Source organism: Serinicoccus sp. CUA-874 (genome assembly GCF_001942225.1).
In the GTDB taxonomy this organism is placed as follows: Bacteria; Actinomycetota; Actinomycetes; order Actinomycetales; family Dermatophilaceae; genus Ornithinicoccus; species Ornithinicoccus marinus.
Genome location: NZ_MKJZ01000022.1, coordinates 281975 through 300212, shown reverse-complemented (window position 1 = coordinate 300212; position 18238 = coordinate 281975). Strand labels below are relative to the sequence as shown.

Annotated in this window: 14 protein-coding genes and 5 pseudogenes; 13 read left to right on the top strand and 6 right to left on the bottom strand. The window is 71.9% G+C overall.

Going from position 1 to position 18238, the window contains the following annotated elements; all coding sequences use genetic code 11:
• Positions 1-94: 94 nt before the first annotated feature.
• Positions 95-969: pseudogene (locus BJF80_RS08215) on the bottom strand (SOS response-associated peptidase).
• A gap of 13 nt (positions 970-982) precedes the next feature.
• Positions 983-2227, bottom strand: a complete 1245-nt coding sequence (locus BJF80_RS08210; RefSeq protein ID WP_075812774.1) for a pyridoxal phosphate-dependent aminotransferase — start codon at positions 2225-2227, stop codon at positions 983-985.
• A gap of 176 nt (positions 2228-2403) precedes the next feature.
• Between BJF80_RS08210 and BJF80_RS08205 the strand changes: the two are divergent.
• Both BJF80_RS08205 and rsrA read left to right on the top strand, forming a co-directional pair.
• Positions 2404-3062, top strand: a pseudogene (locus tag BJF80_RS08205) (sigma-70 family RNA polymerase sigma factor).
• Positions 3062-3349 (top strand): mycothiol system anti-sigma-R factor, encoded by a 288-nt coding sequence (gene rsrA / locus BJF80_RS08200; protein ID WP_022925023.1) that lies wholly within the window; start codon positions 3062-3064, stop codon positions 3347-3349. Before BJF80_RS08205 ends, rsrA begins: the two are co-directional and overlap by 1 nt.
• Before the next feature lie 78 nt (positions 3350-3427).
• On the opposite strand, the gene BJF80_RS21550 is transcribed toward rsrA, so the two are convergent.
• The gene (locus tag BJF80_RS21550; RefSeq protein ID WP_373288732.1) at positions 3428-3502 is read right to left on the bottom strand and encodes a 50S ribosomal protein bL37; all 75 of its coding nucleotides are present in this window, start codon (positions 3500-3502) and stop codon (positions 3428-3430) included.
• Between the two features lie 696 nt (positions 3503-4198).
• Between BJF80_RS21550 and BJF80_RS08195 the strand changes: the two genes are divergently transcribed.
• A complete protein-coding gene (locus tag BJF80_RS08195; protein WP_158068501.1) occupies positions 4199-5272 on the top strand; it encodes an HD-GYP domain-containing protein in 1074 nt (357 codons plus the stop codon).
• On the top strand, positions 5269-6492 hold the full coding sequence (locus BJF80_RS08190) for an HD-GYP domain-containing protein (protein WP_075812770.1): 1224 nt from the start codon (positions 5269-5271) through the stop codon (positions 6490-6492). Before BJF80_RS08195 ends, BJF80_RS08190 begins: the two co-directional genes overlap by 4 nt.
• Before the next feature lie 61 nt (positions 6493-6553).
• On the opposite strand, the gene sodN is transcribed toward BJF80_RS08190, so the two are convergent.
• Positions 6554-6955, bottom strand: a complete 402-nt coding sequence (sodN, locus tag BJF80_RS08185) for a superoxide dismutase, Ni (protein ID WP_022925020.1) — start codon at positions 6953-6955, stop codon at positions 6554-6556.
• Between the two features lie 59 nt (positions 6956-7014).
• Between sodN and tsaB the strand changes: the two genes are divergently transcribed.
• The 5 genes and pseudogenes from tsaB to BJF80_RS21120 form a co-directional block, all read left to right on the top strand.
• Complete coding sequence (gene tsaB, locus BJF80_RS08180; protein ID WP_022925019.1) at positions 7015-7683, top strand: tRNA (adenosine(37)-N6)-threonylcarbamoyltransferase complex dimerization subunit type 1 TsaB; 669 nt, start codon at positions 7015-7017, stop codon at positions 7681-7683.
• Positions 7680-8147, top strand: a complete 468-nt coding sequence (rimI, locus tag BJF80_RS08175; protein WP_075812768.1) for a ribosomal protein S18-alanine N-acetyltransferase — start codon at positions 7680-7682, stop codon at positions 8145-8147. The genes tsaB and rimI overlap by 4 nt, the downstream gene beginning before the upstream one ends.
• Entirely contained in the window at positions 8140-9183 is a 1044-nt protein-coding gene (gene tsaD / locus BJF80_RS08170; protein ID WP_075812766.1) for a tRNA (adenosine(37)-N6)-threonylcarbamoyltransferase complex transferase subunit TsaD, read from the top strand. The genes rimI and tsaD overlap by 8 nt, the downstream gene beginning before the upstream one ends.
• A gap of 78 nt (positions 9184-9261) precedes the next feature.
• Positions 9262-10590, top strand: coding sequence for a TrkH family potassium uptake protein (locus BJF80_RS08165; RefSeq protein ID WP_033418827.1), 1329 nt, complete (start codon positions 9262-9264; stop codon positions 10588-10590).
• Between the two features lie 34 nt (positions 10591-10624).
• A pseudogene (locus BJF80_RS21120) lies at positions 10625-10912 on the top strand (potassium channel family protein); the annotation flags it as partial.
• 390 nt (positions 10913-11302) lie between these two features.
• Here the strand turns inward: BJF80_RS21120 and BJF80_RS08155 are convergent.
• The gene (locus BJF80_RS08155; protein WP_075812764.1) at positions 11303-12553 is read right to left on the bottom strand and encodes a THUMP-like domain-containing protein; all 1251 of its coding nucleotides are present in this window, start codon (positions 12551-12553) and stop codon (positions 11303-11305) included.
• Between the two features lie 33 nt (positions 12554-12586).
• Between BJF80_RS08155 and BJF80_RS08150 the strand changes: the two genes are divergently transcribed.
• The 3 genes and pseudogenes from BJF80_RS08150 (at position 12587) to groL (ending at position 16102) form a co-directional block, all read left to right on the top strand.
• Positions 12587-13852 (top strand): phospholipase D-like domain-containing protein, encoded by a 1266-nt coding sequence (locus tag BJF80_RS08150; protein ID WP_022925013.1) that lies wholly within the window; start codon positions 12587-12589, stop codon positions 13850-13852.
• A gap of 245 nt (positions 13853-14097) precedes the next feature.
• Positions 14098-14391: a co-chaperone GroES gene (gene groES / locus BJF80_RS08145; RefSeq protein WP_022925012.1), complete on the top strand. Its 294-nt coding sequence runs from the start codon at positions 14098-14100 to the stop codon at positions 14389-14391.
• Positions 14392-14495: 104 nt separating this feature from the next.
• Positions 14496-16102, top strand: a pseudogene (gene groL / locus BJF80_RS08140) (chaperonin GroEL).
• Positions 16103-16217: 115 nt separating this feature from the next.
• Here groL and BJF80_RS08135 read toward each other — a convergent pair.
• On the bottom strand, positions 16218-16523 hold the full coding sequence (locus BJF80_RS08135) for a WhiB family transcriptional regulator (RefSeq protein ID WP_075812762.1): 306 nt from the start codon (positions 16521-16523) through the stop codon (positions 16218-16220).
• Between the two features lie 188 nt (positions 16524-16711).
• On the opposite strand from BJF80_RS08135, the pseudogene guaB reads away from it, so the two are divergent.
• Positions 16712-18225, top strand: a pseudogene (guaB, locus tag BJF80_RS08130) (IMP dehydrogenase).
• Positions 18226-18238: the final 13 nt, after the last annotated feature.

Below are 18238 nucleotides of genomic sequence, written 5' to 3'. Positions count from 1 at the left end.
GTGACCGGCGTCGGCGAAGCGCCCCGCGAGGTGGGTGAAGGGCAGCACGTCACCCCGGCTGCCGATGGCAGCCACCACGACCTTCACCGCGGGCTCACCCGCCGAGCACCTCGCCGGTGACGGGGTCGACGACCCCCACGAGCGCCTCGGCCGGCACCGGCTCGACCAGGCCCGGGCCGTTGGCGGCGGCGCTGCCGACGGCCCGGTCCACGGGCCACGCCTGGAACCGGCCGGGCACGTGCGCCGCGTCGATGATGGATCTCACCTCGCCCGCCTCGGTCAGTCCGGGGTCCAACCAGTCCTCCCACTGCGCCGGCTCCAGCGCGAGCGGCTGTCGGTCGTGGATGCGGTCCAGGCCGGGCTCCGCGCTGGTGGTCACGACGGCATACGACACGACCCACCCGAGCGGGTCGTCCTCGCTCGTGGTGGGGTCCCGCCAGAACTCGTAGACACCGGCGAGGGCCAGCGGCACGTCGTCGGCCCGGGTGACGTAGAAGGGTTGCTTGCGCGGCTTGCCCCTGGCGTCGGTGGCGACCGGGCTGACCTGCCACTCGTACCACCCGCTGATCGGCACGAGGCATCGACGCCGCAGTGCCGACCGGGAGAAGGCGGGCTTGTCCAGCAGCGTCTCCTGCCGGGCGTGATCATGCGCGAGCCGATCGAGGGGTCCTTGGCCCAGGAGGGGACCAGCCCCCAGGTGAGCAGTCGCAGCTGCCGGACGGGAGCCGTCGCCGCTCCCTGGCCGGAGTTCTCGACCTGCTCGTCCTCACCGGAGCCGCCCCGCGGCCTGCGGGTCAGCACGACGGGGGCCTGCTTGCTCGGCGCCATGTTGTAGTCGGGCTCTCCGGGCGGTGGTTGCTGCGCGCTCTTCAGCACACTGGCACTCCGCTCCGCCGTGGCGTCGAGCTCGACGTCGTAGGCCTCGATGAGCTCGCCCGGGTGCGCGCTTGCGGCATACCGGCCGCACATCAGGCGGACCCGCTCACTGCCGGTAGCCCGCGAGGAAGTTGCCCATCCGCTCCAGCGCGGACCGCAGGTCGGCGCCCCAGGGCAGCGTGACCACGCGCAGGTGGTCCGGGGTGGGCCAGTTGAAGCCGGTCCCGTGGACGACGAGGATCTTCTCGCGCTCGAGCAGGTCGAGGCAGAGCTGCACGTCGTCGTGGATCTCGTGCATCTCGGGGTCCAACCGTGGGAAGACGTAGAGGGCCCCGCGGGGCTCGACGCAGCTCACGCCGTCCATCGCGCGGAGCATCGAGACCGCGATGTCCCGCTGCTCGGCGAGCCGGCCCCCCGGGCGGATCAGGTCCTCGATGCTCTGGTGCCCGGAGACCGCCACCTGGATGGCGTGCTGAGCCGGCACGTTGGGGCACAGGCGCGTCGAAGCGAGCAGCTCGATGCCCTCGAGGAAGCCCCGGGCGTGGGAGGTCGGGCCGGTGATGGCCACCCAGCCCGCCCGGTAGCCGGCCACCCGGTAGGTCTTGGACAGCCCGTTGAAGGTCAGGCAGAGCAGGTCGGGGGCGAGCGAGGCCACGGACACGTGCTGCGCGTCGTCGTAGACGATGCGGTCGTAGATCTCGTCCGCGAGGAGCAGCAGCGAGTGCTCCCGCGCCAGCTCGACGATCTGCTCCAGCACCTCGCGCGAGTAGACGGCCCCGGTGGGGTTGTTGGGGTTGATGACCACGATGGCCTTGGTCCGTGGCGTGATCTTGGCCCGGATGTCCTCCACCTGCGGGTTCCATCCGTCGTCCTCGTCGCACAGGTAGTGCCGGGGTATGCCCCCCGCCAGGCTGGTCGCGGCGGTCCACAGGGGGTAGTCGGGCGCCGGGACCAGCACCTCGTCTCCGGTGTCGAGCAAGGCGTTGAGAGTCATCATGATGAGCTCGGACACCCCGTTGCCGAGGTAGACCCGGTCCACGTCCAGGTCGGGGAAGCCGGGCTCGTCCTGGTAGCGCGAGACGACGGCGCGACGGGCTGACAGGATGCCCTTGGACTCTGAGTACCCCTGCGCCGTGGGCAGCGCCGCGATCATGTCCTGCAGGATGATGTCGGGCGCCTCGAAGCCGAAGGGTGCCGGGTTGCCGATGTTGAGCTTGAGGATGCGGTGGCCCTCGGCCTCCAGCGCGGCGGCCCGGGCGGCCACCGGTCCCCGGATCTCGTAGAGGACGTTCTGGAGCTTGGCCGGCTGGGTCAGCGGACGGAGCCGGTGCGCGCGCGAGGTCGAGGTCACCGCCTCATGCTCCCATCCGGACCACGGGGTGGGAATGCCGACCGTCGCCCCGCGTGTTGACCGCACCGACCAGCAACGTCGAAGGAGGGCATACCGTGCTCACGTCAGTCGCCGCACCCGGGGAGGTGGCCGGGGCCTTCGCCGTCGACCGCGCCCACGGGCTAGGCTGGACGGTGATGACTACCGATCAGCCGGCGCTCGACCAGGTCGACGCCGAGGAGCAGGCGGAGGCGGACGCCACCGTCGATGTCGCCACCGAGACCCCGGCCGAGCGGGCCGCACGTTTCGAGCGGGAGGCGATGCCGCTGCTCGACCAGATGTACAGCGCCGCGCTGCGGACCACCCGCAACCCGACGGACGCCGAGGACCTGGTGCAGGAGACCTACGCGAAGGCTTTCGCGGCCTTCCACCAGTACCGCCCCGGCACGAACCTGCGGGCCTGGATGTACCGCATCCTCACCAACTCCTACATCAACAGCTACCGCAAGAAGCAGCGGCAGCCGCTGGAGTCGGACGCCGCGGACGTGGAGGACTACCAGCTGGCGCGGGCCGCCTCGCACAGCTCGACCGGCCTCCGGTCCGCCGAGGCCGAGGCGCTGGACCACCTGCCGGACAGCGACGTGACGCGCGCACTGGCGAGCATCGGCGAGGACTTCCGGATGGCGGTCTACCTCGCGGACGTCGAGGCTTCGCCTACAAGGAGATCGCGGAGATCATGGACACGCCCATCGGCACGGTCATGTCCCGGTTGCATCGCGGACGCAAGCAGCTGCGGGACCTGCTGACCGACTACGCCGTCGAGCGCGGCATCGTCCGGACCGAGGAGGGATCGTGATGGCGGAGCGGCACGAGGACTTCCCGACGGCGACCGACTGCGCCGGCGTGCTCCTGCGGCTGTTCGAGTTCGTGGACAACGAGACCGGCCCCGTCGACCGCGAGCGCATCCGCGAGCACCTGGACGAGTGCGGCTCCTGCCTGGCGGAGTACGACCGGGAGCTGCTGCTGAAGGCGCTGGTCCGGCGTGCCTGCGTGCGCCAGTCGGCCCCGGAGGCGCTGCGGGCGCAGATCCTCACCAGGATCACCAGCACCAGCGTGACCGTGGTGCGCCGGTCCGAGGGCTAGGGCGTCGACCAGCGTCCGCACCGGACGCAAAGAAGGGCCGACCAGGACGTCCTGGTCGGCCCTTCTCGTGCCCGGCGCTCAGGCGTTGGGCTTGCGGCCGTGGTTGGCCGCCTTCTTCTTGCGGTCGCGACGCTTCCTGGCGCGCTTGCTCATGGGTCCTCCTGACGTCGGTGGGTCGTCACCATCCTCCCACAGCGTGCAGCGGCACCCTGTGTTGTGACCATGGTCACGCTCTGGGTAAAGACTTGTTCAAGGTTTGACAGATCTTGGCGTTGAGGAGCGCGCTCTCCCAGTCGTTTGTGGCACTCTTGTCACTAGACCGGTAGGTCAACCGGTTACCTGCTCCAGCCCTGTCAGGAGCACCCAACGGAAGGACACCATCGTGCTGCACCTCATCGCCGACGTCTTCAGCTCCGGCGCCCTCGACGCGTTCTTCGGCTTCATCGACGTCGTGTCCTGGGAGGACTGACGACTCGCAAGTCGACGACGAGGGGCGTGGATCGAGAAGATCCGCGCCCCTCTGGCGTGCGCGTCTGGCTCCTCATCGTCGGTCTGGCCCTCACAGCTGTGGTACTCGGGGGTCTGGCGCAACGACAACCTGGCTCGGACAGTGCGGTGGGGACCGGCAGCCTGATCATCCTCATCGGGTTGGCCATGGTGGGCGTCGTCATCCGAGAGCGCGGGCTCGGACCTCACTGGGGTGTCTCCGTGGCGACGGTGGTACTCGCGGCGACCATCCCGCTCGCTGGTGCCTTCGGGGCGGCAGTTGTCGGTGCTCTGGCCTATCTGGCCGATCCGGGGGCTCGCACGCTGCGAACACGGTTGTTCAACGTGAGTATGACCGCCGCCATGGGCGCTATCGGCGGTGCCTTCTACGGCCTGCTAGGGGGCGTATTCGTCGGGAATGTCGACTTCGGACCGCTTGGCCTCCTGGTCCGGGTCGGCGGACCGCTGGCGATGGCCTACGCGGCCATGGCCGTGGTCAACTCGCTGTGCATCGGAGCGATGTCGTTCGCCGTGCGGGGCACTCGCGTCCTGACCGTTGCGCGAGCAGTCCTTCGAAGTCTGGGCTGGGGGTATCTCGCTCATGCCGTCACGGCGTTCCTCTTCGTCGTGCTGTGGGGTCCGGTCGGTCTCGGCGCCGCCTCCGCGCTCTTCGTCCTCGGGCCGCTGCTGGTGGCGCACTGGACGATCGGCCGTGACGCCCTCGCGCGGCGCGAGCATCAGCAGACGGTCACCACCTTCGTCGCGGCGCTCGAGCAGGCCGATCCCGCGTCGGTCGGTCACAGTGCGCGGGTGGCAGATGTCGCCGATGCACTCGGGGCCCAGCTCGGGCTCTCCGGGGAGGCCGCCGAGGAGCTGCGTTATGCCGCGCTGCTCCACGACATCGGGATGATGGTGGTCCGCGCCGAGCTGCCGCACGACCCCGATGACGAGATCGCCTACCTCACCGCGCTCAGCGCGCACCCGCTCGCCGGGCTCAACGTGCTGGCCGGGCTGGACTTCCTCGACGACTCGCTGCCCGCGATTGCGCACCACCACGAGCGCTGGGACGGCAAGGGTTACCCTGCGGGCCTGCAGGGGGAGGAGATCCCGCTGGCCGCGCGGATCATCGCCGTCGCGGACGCCTTCGATGCCCGGCTGGCGGCCACGGACGACGGGTCAGCCGAACCGATGGTCGTCGCCGAGCAGCTGCGGCGTCGCGCCGGCAGCCACCTGGACCCGCGCGTGGTGGAGGCCTTGGTCGCTGCGCTGGGCCGGCAGGGGGGTGCGAGCCTGGGCCGCGACCGCCGCTCCAACCTCGCCAGGGGTCAGGGACGCCTTCCCGATCACGATGACCCGCTGGTCAGCGATCTCTTCGCCGATTGGCAGCCGGAAGGCGCAGGCTCCGTGAGCCCGCACGAGGTGGAGGAACGCTGGTGACGCTCACGTGGTCGCTGGCCCTCGTCGGCTTCCTCGCGATGGTGTTGACCGAGGCCTGGCGACAGGCGTCGCCGACGCCCGTCCGAGAGGGACCACTCACCCAGGCCTGCGCCATGGCCCTGGCCCTGTCCACGGCCTGGCCCCTCACCGGTGGTCTCGGAGGGCTCGTCGGTCTGCTCGGACCCCTGCTGCTGGCGGCTGCTGCTGTCCTCGTCGTGGCCCTGTGGCGCCGCCGGGTCGCGCTGTTCCCGCAGGACCTGCTCCACCTGGGCACCGCCGTGGCGGTCGCCGGGGTGCTGGTGCGTCTTCCGCTACCGACGGGGTCGACCCTCCTCGAACGCATCGCGCACCCGGAGGGCGACACGGTGCTCTTCGCCCTCACCCTCCTCGTCGCGGCGGTGGTGGCCGTGGGCACCCCGGTCGTGGTCCGGGCTGTCCGGACCGCGGTCCGTGGTCGTGTCTCCCACTGGCAGCCCCTGGTCTCCGAGCTGGGGCGGCAGGGACCGGTCTCGCTCGCCGCAGCCTCCACCGCCGTGGTCATGTCGCTGGCCCTCACCGAGCTCGGTCCGGCCAGCCTGGTGCTCTTCCTCGTCCCGCTGCTCGTGCTGCAGCCGGCCGTGGCACGCCAGCGGCACATCCGCCAGGCGCAGCGCCAGACGATCTTCGCCCTCGCCCGGCTCCCCGAGGAGGCGGGCTTCGCGGCGGCGGGCCACGGAGCCCGGGTCGCTGCTCTCGCGGTGCCGATCGCCCGGGACCTCGGCGTCGAGCCCGCCGACCTGCCGGACGTCGAGGCCGCGGCGCTGCTGCACGACATCGGTCAGGTCGGCCTGGCGCGCCCGGTCCCCGACGGCGCGACCGTGGAGGTGTCGGGGCGGGACCAGCGGCTCATCGCCGCGACCGGCTCCTCGATCCTGGCCCGCACCGCCGAGCTGTCCCGGTTGGCGACGCTCGTCGCCGATGTCGGGCTGCCGCACCACCGGGCGGTCGAGCGCGGCGACGTCTCCCTGACGTCCAGCATCGTGCGGGTGGCCTCGGCCTACGACGACCTCACGGGGAGGGCCACCCGCCTCGCGGGTGGCGCAGGGCCGGTGCAGGCGTTGGAGCGCATCCTGCGCGCCACCCCCCACGAGTACGACCCGGGTGTCGTCGCCGCGCTCATCCGCCAGCTGGACCGGCGGGGCGTGCTGTCGACGGCGCAGGCGGCCTCGCTCCAGGACTGAGAGCACGAACCGCCCGCGACGCCGTGGCGTCGCGGGCGGTTCGTGTCGTGGTGCGCGGGACTCAGCCCTTCTTGGTCTCGGCGTAGATCTCCGCGATGCGGTCGATCTTGCCGAGCAGCTCGTCGGCCGTGGCGACGTCGAAGCTGCCCTTGGTGCCGGAGGCCCCGGCCAGCTTGGTGGCCTCGTTGACCAGCACGTGCAGCTCCGGGAACTGCTCGAAGTGCGGCGGCTTGAAGTAGTCGGTCCACAGCACCCACAGGTGGTGCTTGACCAGCTCCGAGCGCTGCTCCTTGATGATCATGGCGCGCATGCGGAAGTCGGCGTCGTCGTTGTCCGCGACCTTCTCGCAGATCTTCTTGACCGACTCGGCCTCGATCCGGGCCTGGGCGGGGTCGTAGACGCCGCACGGCAGGTCGCAGTGCGCGCTGACCTCGATCGTGGGGGCGAAGAACCTGGTGAACATCAGTCATCCTTTGCAGTGGTCGGGAGGGGCTCCAACACCCCTCACGTTAGCCTGAGCGCGTGCTGCTCGCGATCGACACCGCCACTGGGACCGTGGGCGCCGCCCTGCACGACGGGAGCCAGGTGCGGGGGGAGGTCGTGCACGAGGACTCCCGGCGGCACGGTGAGCTGCTCGCCCCGGCGATCGAGGGTGCGCTCGACCAGGCGGGGGTACCTGTCAGGGACGTGACCGCCGTGGTGTGCGGGGTCGGCCCGGGGCCGTTCACCGGACTGCGCGTCGGTGTCGTCACGGCGCTGACCCTCGCGCACAGCCTCGGTCTCCCGGAGCCGCAGGGCGTCTGCTCGCTCGACGCGGTGGCGCACCAGGTCGTGGGTGCCCACGAGGGTGAGATCCTCGTCGCCACCGATGCGCGGCGCAGAGAGGTCTACTGGGCGCACTACCTGATCGGGTCCGGCGGCGCCCGGCGCCTCGCGGGCCCCGGCGTCGCGGCGGCGGCCGATCTTCCCGGTCGGCTGCGCGAGCTGCCGGTCGCGGGGCGGGGTGCCTCGCTCTACCCGGAGGCACTGACCGGCCGCGTGCTCGCGGGGGCCACCGATGCCCGCCCCGCTGCCCTGGCCGAGCTCGCGGTGCGGCTGCGGGCCGGCGACCACCCGGACGCCGGGAGCGGACTTCTTCCTCCCGAGCCGCTCTACCTGCGACGACCCGACGCCGTCGAGTCGGCCCGATGAGCGGCCAGGCTGAGCTGCGCCCGGCCACCTGGCGCGACATCCCGGCCCTGGTCGACCTGGAGCGGCAGCTCTTCCCCGAGGAGCCGTGGTCCGAGGCAGCGCTGTGGGCCGAGCTGGCCGGTCGCCCGCGACGGTGTTATCTCGTGGCGTGCGAGCAGGGCTCGGGCCGGCTGCTCGGGTATGCCGGCCTGGACCTCGCCGGCGACGTGGCGGACGTCATGACGCTCGCCGTCGCCCCGGGGTCGCAGGGACGGGGGATCGGTGGCATCTTGCTGGAGTCCCTGCACGACCGGGCCCGGTCGGCGGGGGCCGGGAGCATGATGCTCGAGGTCCGCAGCGGCAACGAGGCCGCGCGCGGGCTCTACGCCGCGCGCGGTTATGACGAGGTCCGGTCCCGGGCCGGGTACTACCGCTCGGGCGAGGACGCGCTCGTGCTGCGGAAGGAGCTGTCGAGCGATGTCTGAGCCGCTCGTGCTGGGCATCGAGACCAGCTGTGACGAGACGGGTGTGGGCCTCGTGCGCGGTCGCACGCTGCTCTTCGACGCGATCGCCAGCAGCGTGGACCAGCACGCCAGGTTCGGCGGCGTCGTCCCCGAGGTCGCGAGCCGGGCGCACCTGGAGGCCATGGTGCCGACGGTCGAGCGTGCCTGCCGCGAGGCCGGGGTGAGCCTGGACGACGTGGATGCCGTGTCGGTGACCGCCGGTCCGGGGCTCGCGGGTGCCCTGCTCGTCGGGGTGGCCGCGGCGAAGGCGCTGGCGCTCGGTCTCGGCGTGCCGCTCTACGGCGTCAACCACCTGGCGGCCCACGTCGCCGTCGACGTGGTGGAGCACGGCCCGCTGCCAGAGCCCACCATGGGTCTGCTCGTCAGCGGGGGGCACTCGAACCTGCTGCTCGTGCCGGACGTCACCCACGACATCAGGTCGCTGGGGGCGACCATCGACGACGCGGCCGGGGAGGCCTTCGACAAGGTCGCCCGCGTGCTCGGCCTGCCCTTCCCCGGTGGACCGCACATCGACCGGGTCGCCCGCGAGGGCGACAAGGTGGCGATCGACTTCCCCCGCGGTCTGACGTCCGGGCGGGACATGCAGCGGCACCGTTTCGACTACTCCTTCTCGGGTCTCAAGACCGCGGTCGCCCGCTGGGTCCAGGCCTGCGCGGACGCCGGTGAGCCGGTCCCCGTCGCGGACGTCGCGGCGAGCTTCCAGGAGGCGGTCGTCGACGTCCTGACCCGCAAGGCGGTCCTCGCCTGCGCCGAGCACGGCGTCGAGGACCTGCTCATCGGCGGAGGGGTGGCGGCGAACAGCCGCCTGCGGGCCCTCGCGCAGGAGCGGTGCGACGCTGCGGGGGTGCGCCTCCGGGTGCCCCGGCCCGGGCTGTGCACCGACAACGGGGCCATGGTCGCCGCGCTGGGCGCGCAGATGGTCATGAGAGGCCGTCCGCCGTCCGGTCTGGACCTGCCCGCCGACTCTTCCCAGCCGGTCGAGCAGGTCCGGTCCTGATCGAGCCGGGGTCTCCTCCGGCCCGGCCCGGCGCGGGCGACTTGCTCCTCGTGGTGGCGAGGCGCACCATGGACCCTCGTGCGAGTTTTCTGGGCGCACCCGGCCCGCTCGGTGACCCTCGGTTTCGTCATCGTCGTGCTCGCCGGGACGACGCTGCTCATGCTCCCCGTCTCGCGTGCACCGGGAGCCGAGGCCGATCTCGTGGTCGCCGCCTTCACCACCGTGTCGGCCACCTGCGTGACCGGCCTCATCACCGTCGACACGGCCAGCTACTGGTCGCCCTTCGGCCAGACCGTCCTGCTGCTGCTCATCCAGATCGGCGGCTTCGGGGTGATGACGCTGGCCACCCTCATCGCCCTGGTCGTCCGTGGCAAGCTGCGGCTGAGCACGTCCCTGGCGGCCCAGGTGGACACCCGCAGCCGCTCCCTCGGGGACGTCCGCGGGATCCTGCGCCGCATGCTGCAGCTCATGCTGGCCATCGAGGCGGTGACCTGGCTGATGCTCACGCTGCGCTTCCACCTGGGGTACGGCTACGACTGGCCCACCGCGCTGTGGCACGGGCTCTTCCACGCCGTCTCCTCCTTCAACAACGCCGGCTTCGCGCTGTACCAGGACAGCCTCATGGGTTTCGTGGGCGACCTGTGGATCATCGGCCCCGTGTGCCTGGCGCTGGTGCTCGGCGGCCTGGGCTTCCCCGTGCTGCGCGAGCTGCTCCGCGGCCGCAGGCCGGGGACCTGGACCATCCACACGCGGCTCACCGTGTGGGGCTCGCTCACGCTGATGGTCCTGGGGGTGGCCACGTTCTGGGTGTTCGAGGCCCAGCCCGGGGGCACGATCGCGGACCTCTCGCCGGGCGGGCAGCTGGTGGGGGCGCTCGGGGGAGGGCTGTTCCCGCGGACCGCCGGCTTCAACTCGGTCGACTACGGGATGATCACGGACGAGACCGAGGCGATCACCATGGCGCTGATGTTCGTCGGTGGCGGGAGCGCGGGGACGGCGGGCGGCATCAAGGTCACCACCTTCCTGCTGCTGGCCGCGGTCATCTGGTCCGAGGTGCGCGGCGAGCCCGAGGTCGTCATCGGGCGCCGCCGGGTCGGGATGCCGGTCGTGCGGCAGGCGCTGTCGGTCGCCCTGCTCGCGGTGGGCCTCGTCATCACCAGCACCATCACCCTGATGATCCTCACCGACCTCCCCCCGCTCGACCTCGGCTTCGAGGTCGTCTCGGCCTTCGCGACGGTGGGGCTGTCCACCGGCATCACCGCCAGCCTGCCCCCCTCGGCCCAGCTCGTCCTCATGGTCCTGATGTTCCTCGGCCGGCTCGGGCCGATCACGGTGGCCGCCGCCCTGGCGCTCAACACCCGCCACCGCCACTACCGACTCCCGGAGGAGAGACCCATTGTTGGCTAGGAGAAGGCGGCCCGCGGACAGCGGCGCCTACACGGTGCTCGTCGTCGGCCTCGGCCGGTTCGGGACGGCGGTCTGCGAGTCGCTGGTCCGGCAGGGCGTCGAGGTCATGGCGATCGACACCGACGAGCGGCGCGTGCAGAAGTACGCCGACGACCTCACGCACACGGTGGTCGCCGACGCCACCGACGGGGAGGCCATGCGCCAGCTCGGCATCGGCTCGGTCAGCCGCGCGGTCGTCGCGATCGGGTCGGACATCGAGGCCAGCGTGCTGTCGGTCATCACCCTGCACGAGGCGGGGGTGGAGCGCATCTACGCCAAGGCGATCACCCGCAAGCACGGCACGATCCTGGCCAGCATCGGTGCGCACCACGTCATCTACCCCGAGTACGTCATGGGACAGCGGGTGGCCCACATGGTGACCGACGGGGTGGCGGACTACCTCGAGTTCGACGACCAGTTCGCCATCGCCCGCTGCACCGCCCCGGCGGAGACGTGGGGACGGACCCTCGCGGACTCCGGGGTCCGCACCCGTCACACGATCACCGTCGTCGGGCGCAAACGGCAGGGCGAGGAGTTCACGTATGCCGTGCCCGAGACCGTGGTCGAGAGGGTGACGAGCTGGTCGTCTCGGGTCGCATCAGCGACGTGGAGCGCTTCATCGCCCTGCCGCGGACCCCGCACCGACGGTCGGTGTCCGAGCGCTGACGCCGGGTCAGACCTGCAGCCGGTCCACGACGAGGGCCCGTGGGGAGTCCGCCACCGTCGTCAGCACGAGGACGACCTCCTCGGAGCCGTGGGCCCGGCGCGGGAGCCGCAGCTCCCGGCGGAACGCGTCGGGGTCGACCCGCACCCCCCGCTTCTTCAGGGTGACCGGGCCGGCCGGCTGGCGGTGCTGCCGCAGCCAGGACCGCACCGTCTCGGCGCGCAGCGGGAGGACCTCGCGCACGGCATACCACCGCAGCGCGGGGTGGGGGACGGGCTCCCTGGCGGTGAGGTAGCCGGTCCCGGGCGCCGTCTCGCGACCGTCGACCACGCTCGCGAGGGAGCCGGTGAGGCCGGCCGCGGCAACCGCGTCGTCGACCGCGGCCAGGTGGCACCCCAGGTCCTCCACCCGGGGGAGGGGCGCGGTGGGGCCGAGGTCGGTGACCTCGTGCCAGGTGACGCTCCCGTCCGGCCCACCCGCGCTGCGGCCCACGACCGCGTGGCGGCCGCGTGGCCCGGCGCCCCACCACAGGGCGCACTCGAGCAGGTCCCCGTCCAGCGACACCCACTCTGCGCCCGCGCCGGACGGGACGTCGCCGGGGTCGAAGGACGGGCCGAGCTTGGCGACGGTCGCCCGGGCGCGCGCGGCGACATCCCGGACCTGCTCGAAGGAGGGGGACAGCTGGTCGAGCCCCCGCACCCGGCGGGTCCGGCCGTGGACGTCGGCGACCCCGGGGGTGCGTCGGGCCGGGTCGAGGAACGCGCCGTCGTCCGGCCCGACAGGCAGCGCGAGCGCGTCACCGGTGACCACCCGCGCGTCCGGCCACGGGGCGAGGTTGGCCCGGGCGGCGGCCGCCACGACGGCGTCCCTCTCCACCGCCGTCACCGCGAGCCCGGCCCGGGCGAAGGCCATGGCGTCGAGCCCGAGCCCGCACCCGAGGTCCAGCACGTGGCGTACCCCGGCGCGCACCATGAGCTCGGCCCGCCGGGCCGCCACCTGGGGGCGGGTGGCCTGCTCCAGGCCGTCCTGGGTCAGCAGCAGGTCGTCGACCCCGCTCCCCAGCCGGGCCCGCCCGCTCGCCCGCAGCCGGGCCTGGGTGAGCGCGGCCGACACCAGCTCCGCGTCGTGCCCCTGCGCGCGCAACCTGCTCATGAGCGTCAGCGCGTCGGACTCGTCGTAGGGAGGGAGGGAGGCCAGCAGCTCGGCCCCGGGGCCGCCGGCCAGCCGCGTCATGAGCTCGACGGCTGGATCGGCGCTCATGCGCCCATTGTGGCCTGCACGTAGATTGTGGCCATGCCCCGTGTCTTCAGCCGCAAGGTGAGCCGTCTGCTGCGCCGTGGCCGCCGGGTGGCGCTCGCCACCGCCGGTGCCGCCGTGGCCGGCCAGCTGACGCTCGCCGCCGGGGTGGTCGCGGTGGACGCGGTCCGCAAGCGGCGCGACCACGTCGACCGGGACGCCCCGGTCCATGAGCCGGTCAGCACCACGGTGGAGGAGTCGCGGCTGACGACGTACACCTACGGCCAGTACCTCTACGACGACATGATCGCGGCCATCGACGCGGCCGAGGACTTCGTCTACCTGGCGTCCTACATCTGGAAGGCCGACGACACGGGCCGCGCCTTCAAGGACGCCGTCGTCCGGGCCGCCGACCGCGGGGTCCTCGTCTGCCTCGTGTTCGACGGGTTCGCCAACCTCGTGGTGCCCAGGGACTTCCTGCGCTTCCCCGACGGCGTGCACATGCTGCGCTTCCCGGTGATGCGCACGGCGCTGCCCCTCGTCGACATCCGGGCCTCCGGCCGCGACCACCGCAAGATCCTCGTCGTGGACGGTCGTGTCGGTTTCGTCGGCGGCTACAACATCGGTTCCCTCTACGCCACGAGCTGGCGGGACACCCACGTGCGGGTGGAGGGCAAGAGCGTCTGGGAGCTGCAGAACTCCTTCGTCGACTTCTGGAACCGGCACAAGGGGAGGCGCCGCCCGCAGCTCCTCGACAGCGGGACGGTGGAGTGGAACACGAGCATCCGGGCCGCGCGCAACGAGCCCAGCCGGGTGATCTACCCGGTGCGGGCGCTGTACCTCGAGGCGATCGACCGGGCGGTCCACCGCATCTGGATCACCCAGGGCTACTTCATCCCGGACCGGGAGATCCTCCACGGGCTGCTCAACGCCGCCTCCCGCGGGGTCGACGTGCGGGTGGTCATGCCGCAGAAGTCCAACCACGTCCTGGCGGACGTCATCGCGCAGTCCTACTACGAGACCCTCCTCGAGGGCGGGGTGCGGCTGTTCCTCTACCGTGACGTCATGGTCCACGCCAAGACCATGACGGTGGACGGTCGCTGGGCGACCATCGGCACCGCCAACATCGACCGCCTCTCCCTCCAGGGCAACTACGAGATCAACCTCGAGATCGTGGACGCCGACCAGGCCGCCCACATGGAGGACATCTTCCGGGCCGACCTGGAGCACTGCGACGAGCTGACGCTGGCGGAGTGGGGTGGGCGTGGCCTGGGGACCCGCGTGGTCGAGCGGGTGCTGCAGCCGCTGCAGGTCCTCATCTGACCCCGACCCGCCACCCGGGGGCGCCGGCCCCCGAGCGGGATGCCTCGGCGTGTTGGCACTCGGCTTGACCGAGTGCTAACAGCGTGCCTAGATTCGTCCTAGCACTCTCGGCACGTCAGTGCCAGCCGCGAGCGCCGACCGACCCCCGCGACGGCGGTGGGCGGTCGCGGTGGAGTGAGCACCACCCAGCAGCGACCACCTGGCCGGCGCGCAGCGCCGGACACCGAAGGAGAAGGAAGGTAACCGTGTCGGTTTCCATCAAGCCGCTCGAGGACCGCATCGTCGTCAAGGCCGTCGAGGCCGAGCAGACCACGGCCTCCGGCCTCGTCATCCCGGACACCGCCAAGGAGAAGCCCCAGGAGGGCGAGGTCCTGGCGGTCGGCCCGGGCCGCGTCGACGACAACGGCAACCGCGTCCCCATGGACGTCAACGTCGGCGACCGGGTCATCTACAGCAAGTACGGCGGCACCGAGGTGAAGTACTCCGGCGAGGAGTTCCTGATCCTCTCGGCGCGCGACGTCCTCGCGATCGTGGGTTGATCGATCCCTCGATCCACCCACGCGCCGCCCCGGCCGCCCCCTCGGGGTAGCCGGGGCGGCGCGCACCCGGCCGCAGACCGCATACCTGAAAGGAGCGCTCGCCCATGGCGAAGCAGCTACAGTTCAACGACGACGCCCGCAAGGCGCTGGAGCGGGGCGTCGACGCCCTCGCCAACGCCGTCAAGGTGACGCTCGGCCCCAAGGGCCGCAACGTCGTCCTCGACAAGAAGTGGGGCGCGCCGACCATCACCAACGACGGCGTGACCATCGCCCGCGAGGTCGAGCTGGAGGACCCCTACGAGAACCTCGGGGCCCAGCTCGCCAAGGAGGTCGCGACCAAGACCAACGACATCGCCGGTGACGGCACGACCACCGCGACCGTGCTCGCTCAGGCCATGGTCAAGGAGGGCCTGCGCAACGTCGCCGCCGGCGCCGCGCCGTCCGCGCTCAAGCGCGGCATCGACGCTGCGGTGACCGCGATCAACGACCGCCTGCTGGAGACCGCGCGCGAGCTCGAGGGCCGTGACGAGATCGCCCAGGTGGCGGGCTGTCCGCCCAGGACCCGCAGATCGGCGAGCTCATCGCCGACGCCTTCGACAAGGTGGGCAAGGACGGCGTCATCACGGTGGAGGAGTCCTCCACCACCGCGATGGAGCTGGAGTTCACCGAGGGCATGCAGTTCGACAAGGGCTACCTCTCGCCCTACTTCGTCACCGACAGCGAGCGCATGGAGGCAGTCCTCGAGGACGCCTACGTGCTGCTGGTGCAGGGCAAGATCTCCAAGGTCTCCGACCTGCTGCCGCTGCTGGAGAAGGTCGTCGGCGAGAGCAAGCCGCTGATGATCATCGCCGAAGACGTCGAGGCCGAGGCGCTGTCGACGCTCGTCGTCAACAAGGTGCGCGGCACCTTCAACGCGGTCGCCGTCAAGGCACCGGGCTTCGGCGACCGCCGCAAGGCGATGCTGCAGGACATGGCCATCCTCACCGGAGGCCAGGTCGTCGCCGAGGAGGTCGGGCTGTCGCTGGACTCGGTCGGCCTGGAGGTGCTCGGCACCGCCCGCCGCGTCGTGGCCACCAAGGACACCACCACCATCGTCGAGGGCAGCGGCGAGGCCCAGGCGGTCAGCGACCGCGTCGCCCAGCTCCAGGCGGAGGCGGCGTCGACCGACTCCGACTGGGACCGCGAGAAGCTCCAGGAGCGGATCGCCAAGCTGGCAGGTGGCGTCTGCGTCATCAAGGTCGGCGCGCACACCGAGGTGGAGCTGAAGGAGAAGAAGCACCGCATCGAGGACGCCGTCTCGGCGACCCGCGCGGCCATCGAGGAGGGCATCGTCGCCGGTGGCGGCTCGGCCCTGGTGCACGCCGCCCCGGCCGCGGACGAGCTCGACCTGTCCGCCGACGAGGCGGTCGGTGCGGCCATCGTCCGCAAGTCCGCCGCCGAGCCGCTGCGCTGGATCGCGGAGAACGCGGGCCTGCAGGGCTACGTCGCCACGACGAAGGTCGGCGAGATGACCGCCGGGCAGGGCCTCAACGCCGCCACCGGCGAGTACGGCGACCTGTTCTCCGCCGGGGTCATCGACCCGGTGAAGGTCACCCGCTCGGCGCTGCGCAACGCGGCCTCCATCGCCTCGATGGTGCTCACCACGGACACCCTCGTGGTGGACAAGCCCGAGGACGACGAGGACGAGGGCGGGCACGGCCACGGCCACTGATGCCGTGCGGCCGGTCGGACGACCCGGCTGACCGCCGCCACGCGAGACGAGGCCCCGCCCGGATCATCCGGGCGGGGCCTCGTCGTGTCGGTGGTGCCGGTGCTGCAGGACGTCGTCAGCGGGTCTTCTGGTGGGGGCGGGCCGCCTCGACCCGCTCGTAGTGCTCGGCCCGTTCCTCCTCGGTCATCCCTCCCCAGACGCCGTACGGCTCCCTGACGGCGAGCGCGTGGGTGCGGCACTGCTCCAGGACGGGGCAGCTGGCGCAGACCTGCTTGGCGCGTTCGTCCCGGCGACGGCGCGCGGGACCCCGCTCACCCTCCGGGTGGAAGAAGACTTCAGGACTGGTCGTGCGGCAGGCTCCCTCGAACTGCCACTCCCACAGGTCCGCTACCGGACCGGGCTGATGAGCGATCTCGACCACGGGATCCTCCTCTCGGGGGCTGACCCGGCTCCTGCCTGGCGCCCGCCCCCATCGGGGCCGTCAGCACAGAGGTTCCGAGCGCGACGAGTGCCTCGTCGTCACGTCACTCTACGTGGTGCGGCGCGGCGGGCATAGGGCCGGGTGACCGGTACCGGGCCTGCTCGGGGGCGGCCCCTAGACTTGGGGCCATGACCTCCGGTGACCTTCCCGGCTCCTCCGACCCCTTCTCGCGGCTCGGCCTCACCTACGACGACGTGCTCCTGCTGCCGGGGGAGACGGACATGGCCCCGGACCAGATCGACACCACGAGCAGGCTCACCCGGGAGATCTCCCTGCGGGTGCCGCTCGTGTCTGCGGCGATGGACACCGTTACCGAGGCGCGGATGGCCATCGCGATGGCGCGGCAGGGCGGGATCGGGATCCTGCACCGCAACCTCGCGATCGAGGACCAGGCGCTCCAGGTGGACCTGGTGAAGCGGACCCAGACCGGACGCATCACCAACCCGGTCACCATCGGGCCGGACGCCACGCTGGGGGAGCTGGACCAGCTCTGCGGCCAGTACCGCGTCTCGGGGCTCCCCGTCGTCGACGGGGGCGGACACCTGCTCGGCATCTGCACCAACCGCGACCTGCGCTTCACGCCGGTCGCGGAGTGGGACAGCACCCTGGTGCGTGACGTCATGACGCCCATGCCGCTGGTCACCGCGCCGGCCGACGTCTCCCGCGAGGAGGCGACCGCGATCCTCCGGGCGCACAAGCGGGAGCGGCTGCCGCTGGTCGACGAGGAGGGACGGCTGTCCGGTCTCATCACCGTCAAGGACTTCGTCAAGAGCGAGCAGTACCCGCACGCCTCCAAGGACGCGGACGGGCGGCTGCTCGTGGGCGCGGCGATCGGCTACTTCGGCGACGCCTGGGAGCGCGCGACGACGCTGGTGGAGGCCGGCGCCGACGTGCTGGTGGCCGACACCGCGCACGGCCACGTGCGGATGCTCCTGGACATGGTCGCCCGGCTCAAGAGCGATCCCGCGACCCGGCACGTGCAGGTCGTCGGCGGCAACGTCGCGACCGCTGCGGGGCCCGGGCTTTCGTCGAGGCCGGGGCGGACGCGGTCAAGGTGGGGGTGGGTCCCGGCGCCATCTGCACCACCCGGGTGGTCACAGGGGTCGGTGTCCCGCAGCTCTCGGCGGTGCACGAGGCGGCCCAGGTATGCCGTGAGGCCGGGGTCCCGGTCGTCGCGGACGGTGGCATGAAGTACTCCGGCGACATCGCCAAGGCCCTGGTGGCCGGCGCCGAGGCGGTCATGATGGGGTCGATGCTGGCGGGGTGCGAGGAGAGCCCGGGGGAGCTGATCTTCGTCAACGGCAAGCAGTTCAAGAGCTACCGCGGGATGGGCTCGCTCGGGGCCATGAGCTCGCGCGGCAAGAAGTCCTTCTCCAGGGACCGCTACTTCCAGGCCGAGGTGGCCAGCGACGACCAGCTCGTCCCCGAGGGCGTGGAGGGCAAGGTCGCCTACCGGGGGGCCGCCAGCGCCGTGGTCCACCAGATGGCGGGCGGGCTGCGCCAGGCGATGTTCTACGTGGGCGCGCGCACCGTCCCGGAGCTGCAGGCCAGGGGGAGGTTCGTCCGCATCACCCAGGCCAGCCTGCAGGAGTCGCACCCGCACGACATCGAGATGACGGCCCAGGCGCCCAACTACGGCTGACCCCCGCGCGGTG

Bases quoted from the DNA above. Each gene is read 5' to 3' on its own strand.
- rsrA (WP_022925023.1), top strand. From the start codon at position 3,062: ATGGCGGAGCGGCACGAGGACTTCCCGACGGCGACCGACTGCGCCGGC.
- BJF80_RS08195 (WP_158068501.1), top strand. From the start codon at position 4,199: ATGGGCGCTATCGGCGGTGCCTTCTACGGCCTGCTAGGGGGCGTATTC.
- sodN (WP_022925020.1), bottom strand. From the start codon at position 6,955: ATGTTCACCAGGTTCTTCGCCCCCACGATCGAGGTCAGCGCGCACTGC.
- rimI (WP_075812768.1), top strand. From the start codon at position 7,680: ATGAGCGGCCAGGCTGAGCTGCGCCCGGCCACCTGGCGCGACATCCCG.
- tsaD (WP_075812766.1), top strand. From the start codon at position 8,140: ATGTCTGAGCCGCTCGTGCTGGGCATCGAGACCAGCTGTGACGAGACG.
- BJF80_RS08155 (WP_075812764.1), bottom strand. From the start codon at position 12,553: ATGAGCGCCGATCCAGCCGTCGAGCTCATGACGCGGCTGGCCGGCGGC.
- BJF80_RS08150 (WP_022925013.1), top strand. From the start codon at position 12,587: ATGCCCCGTGTCTTCAGCCGCAAGGTGAGCCGTCTGCTGCGCCGTGGC.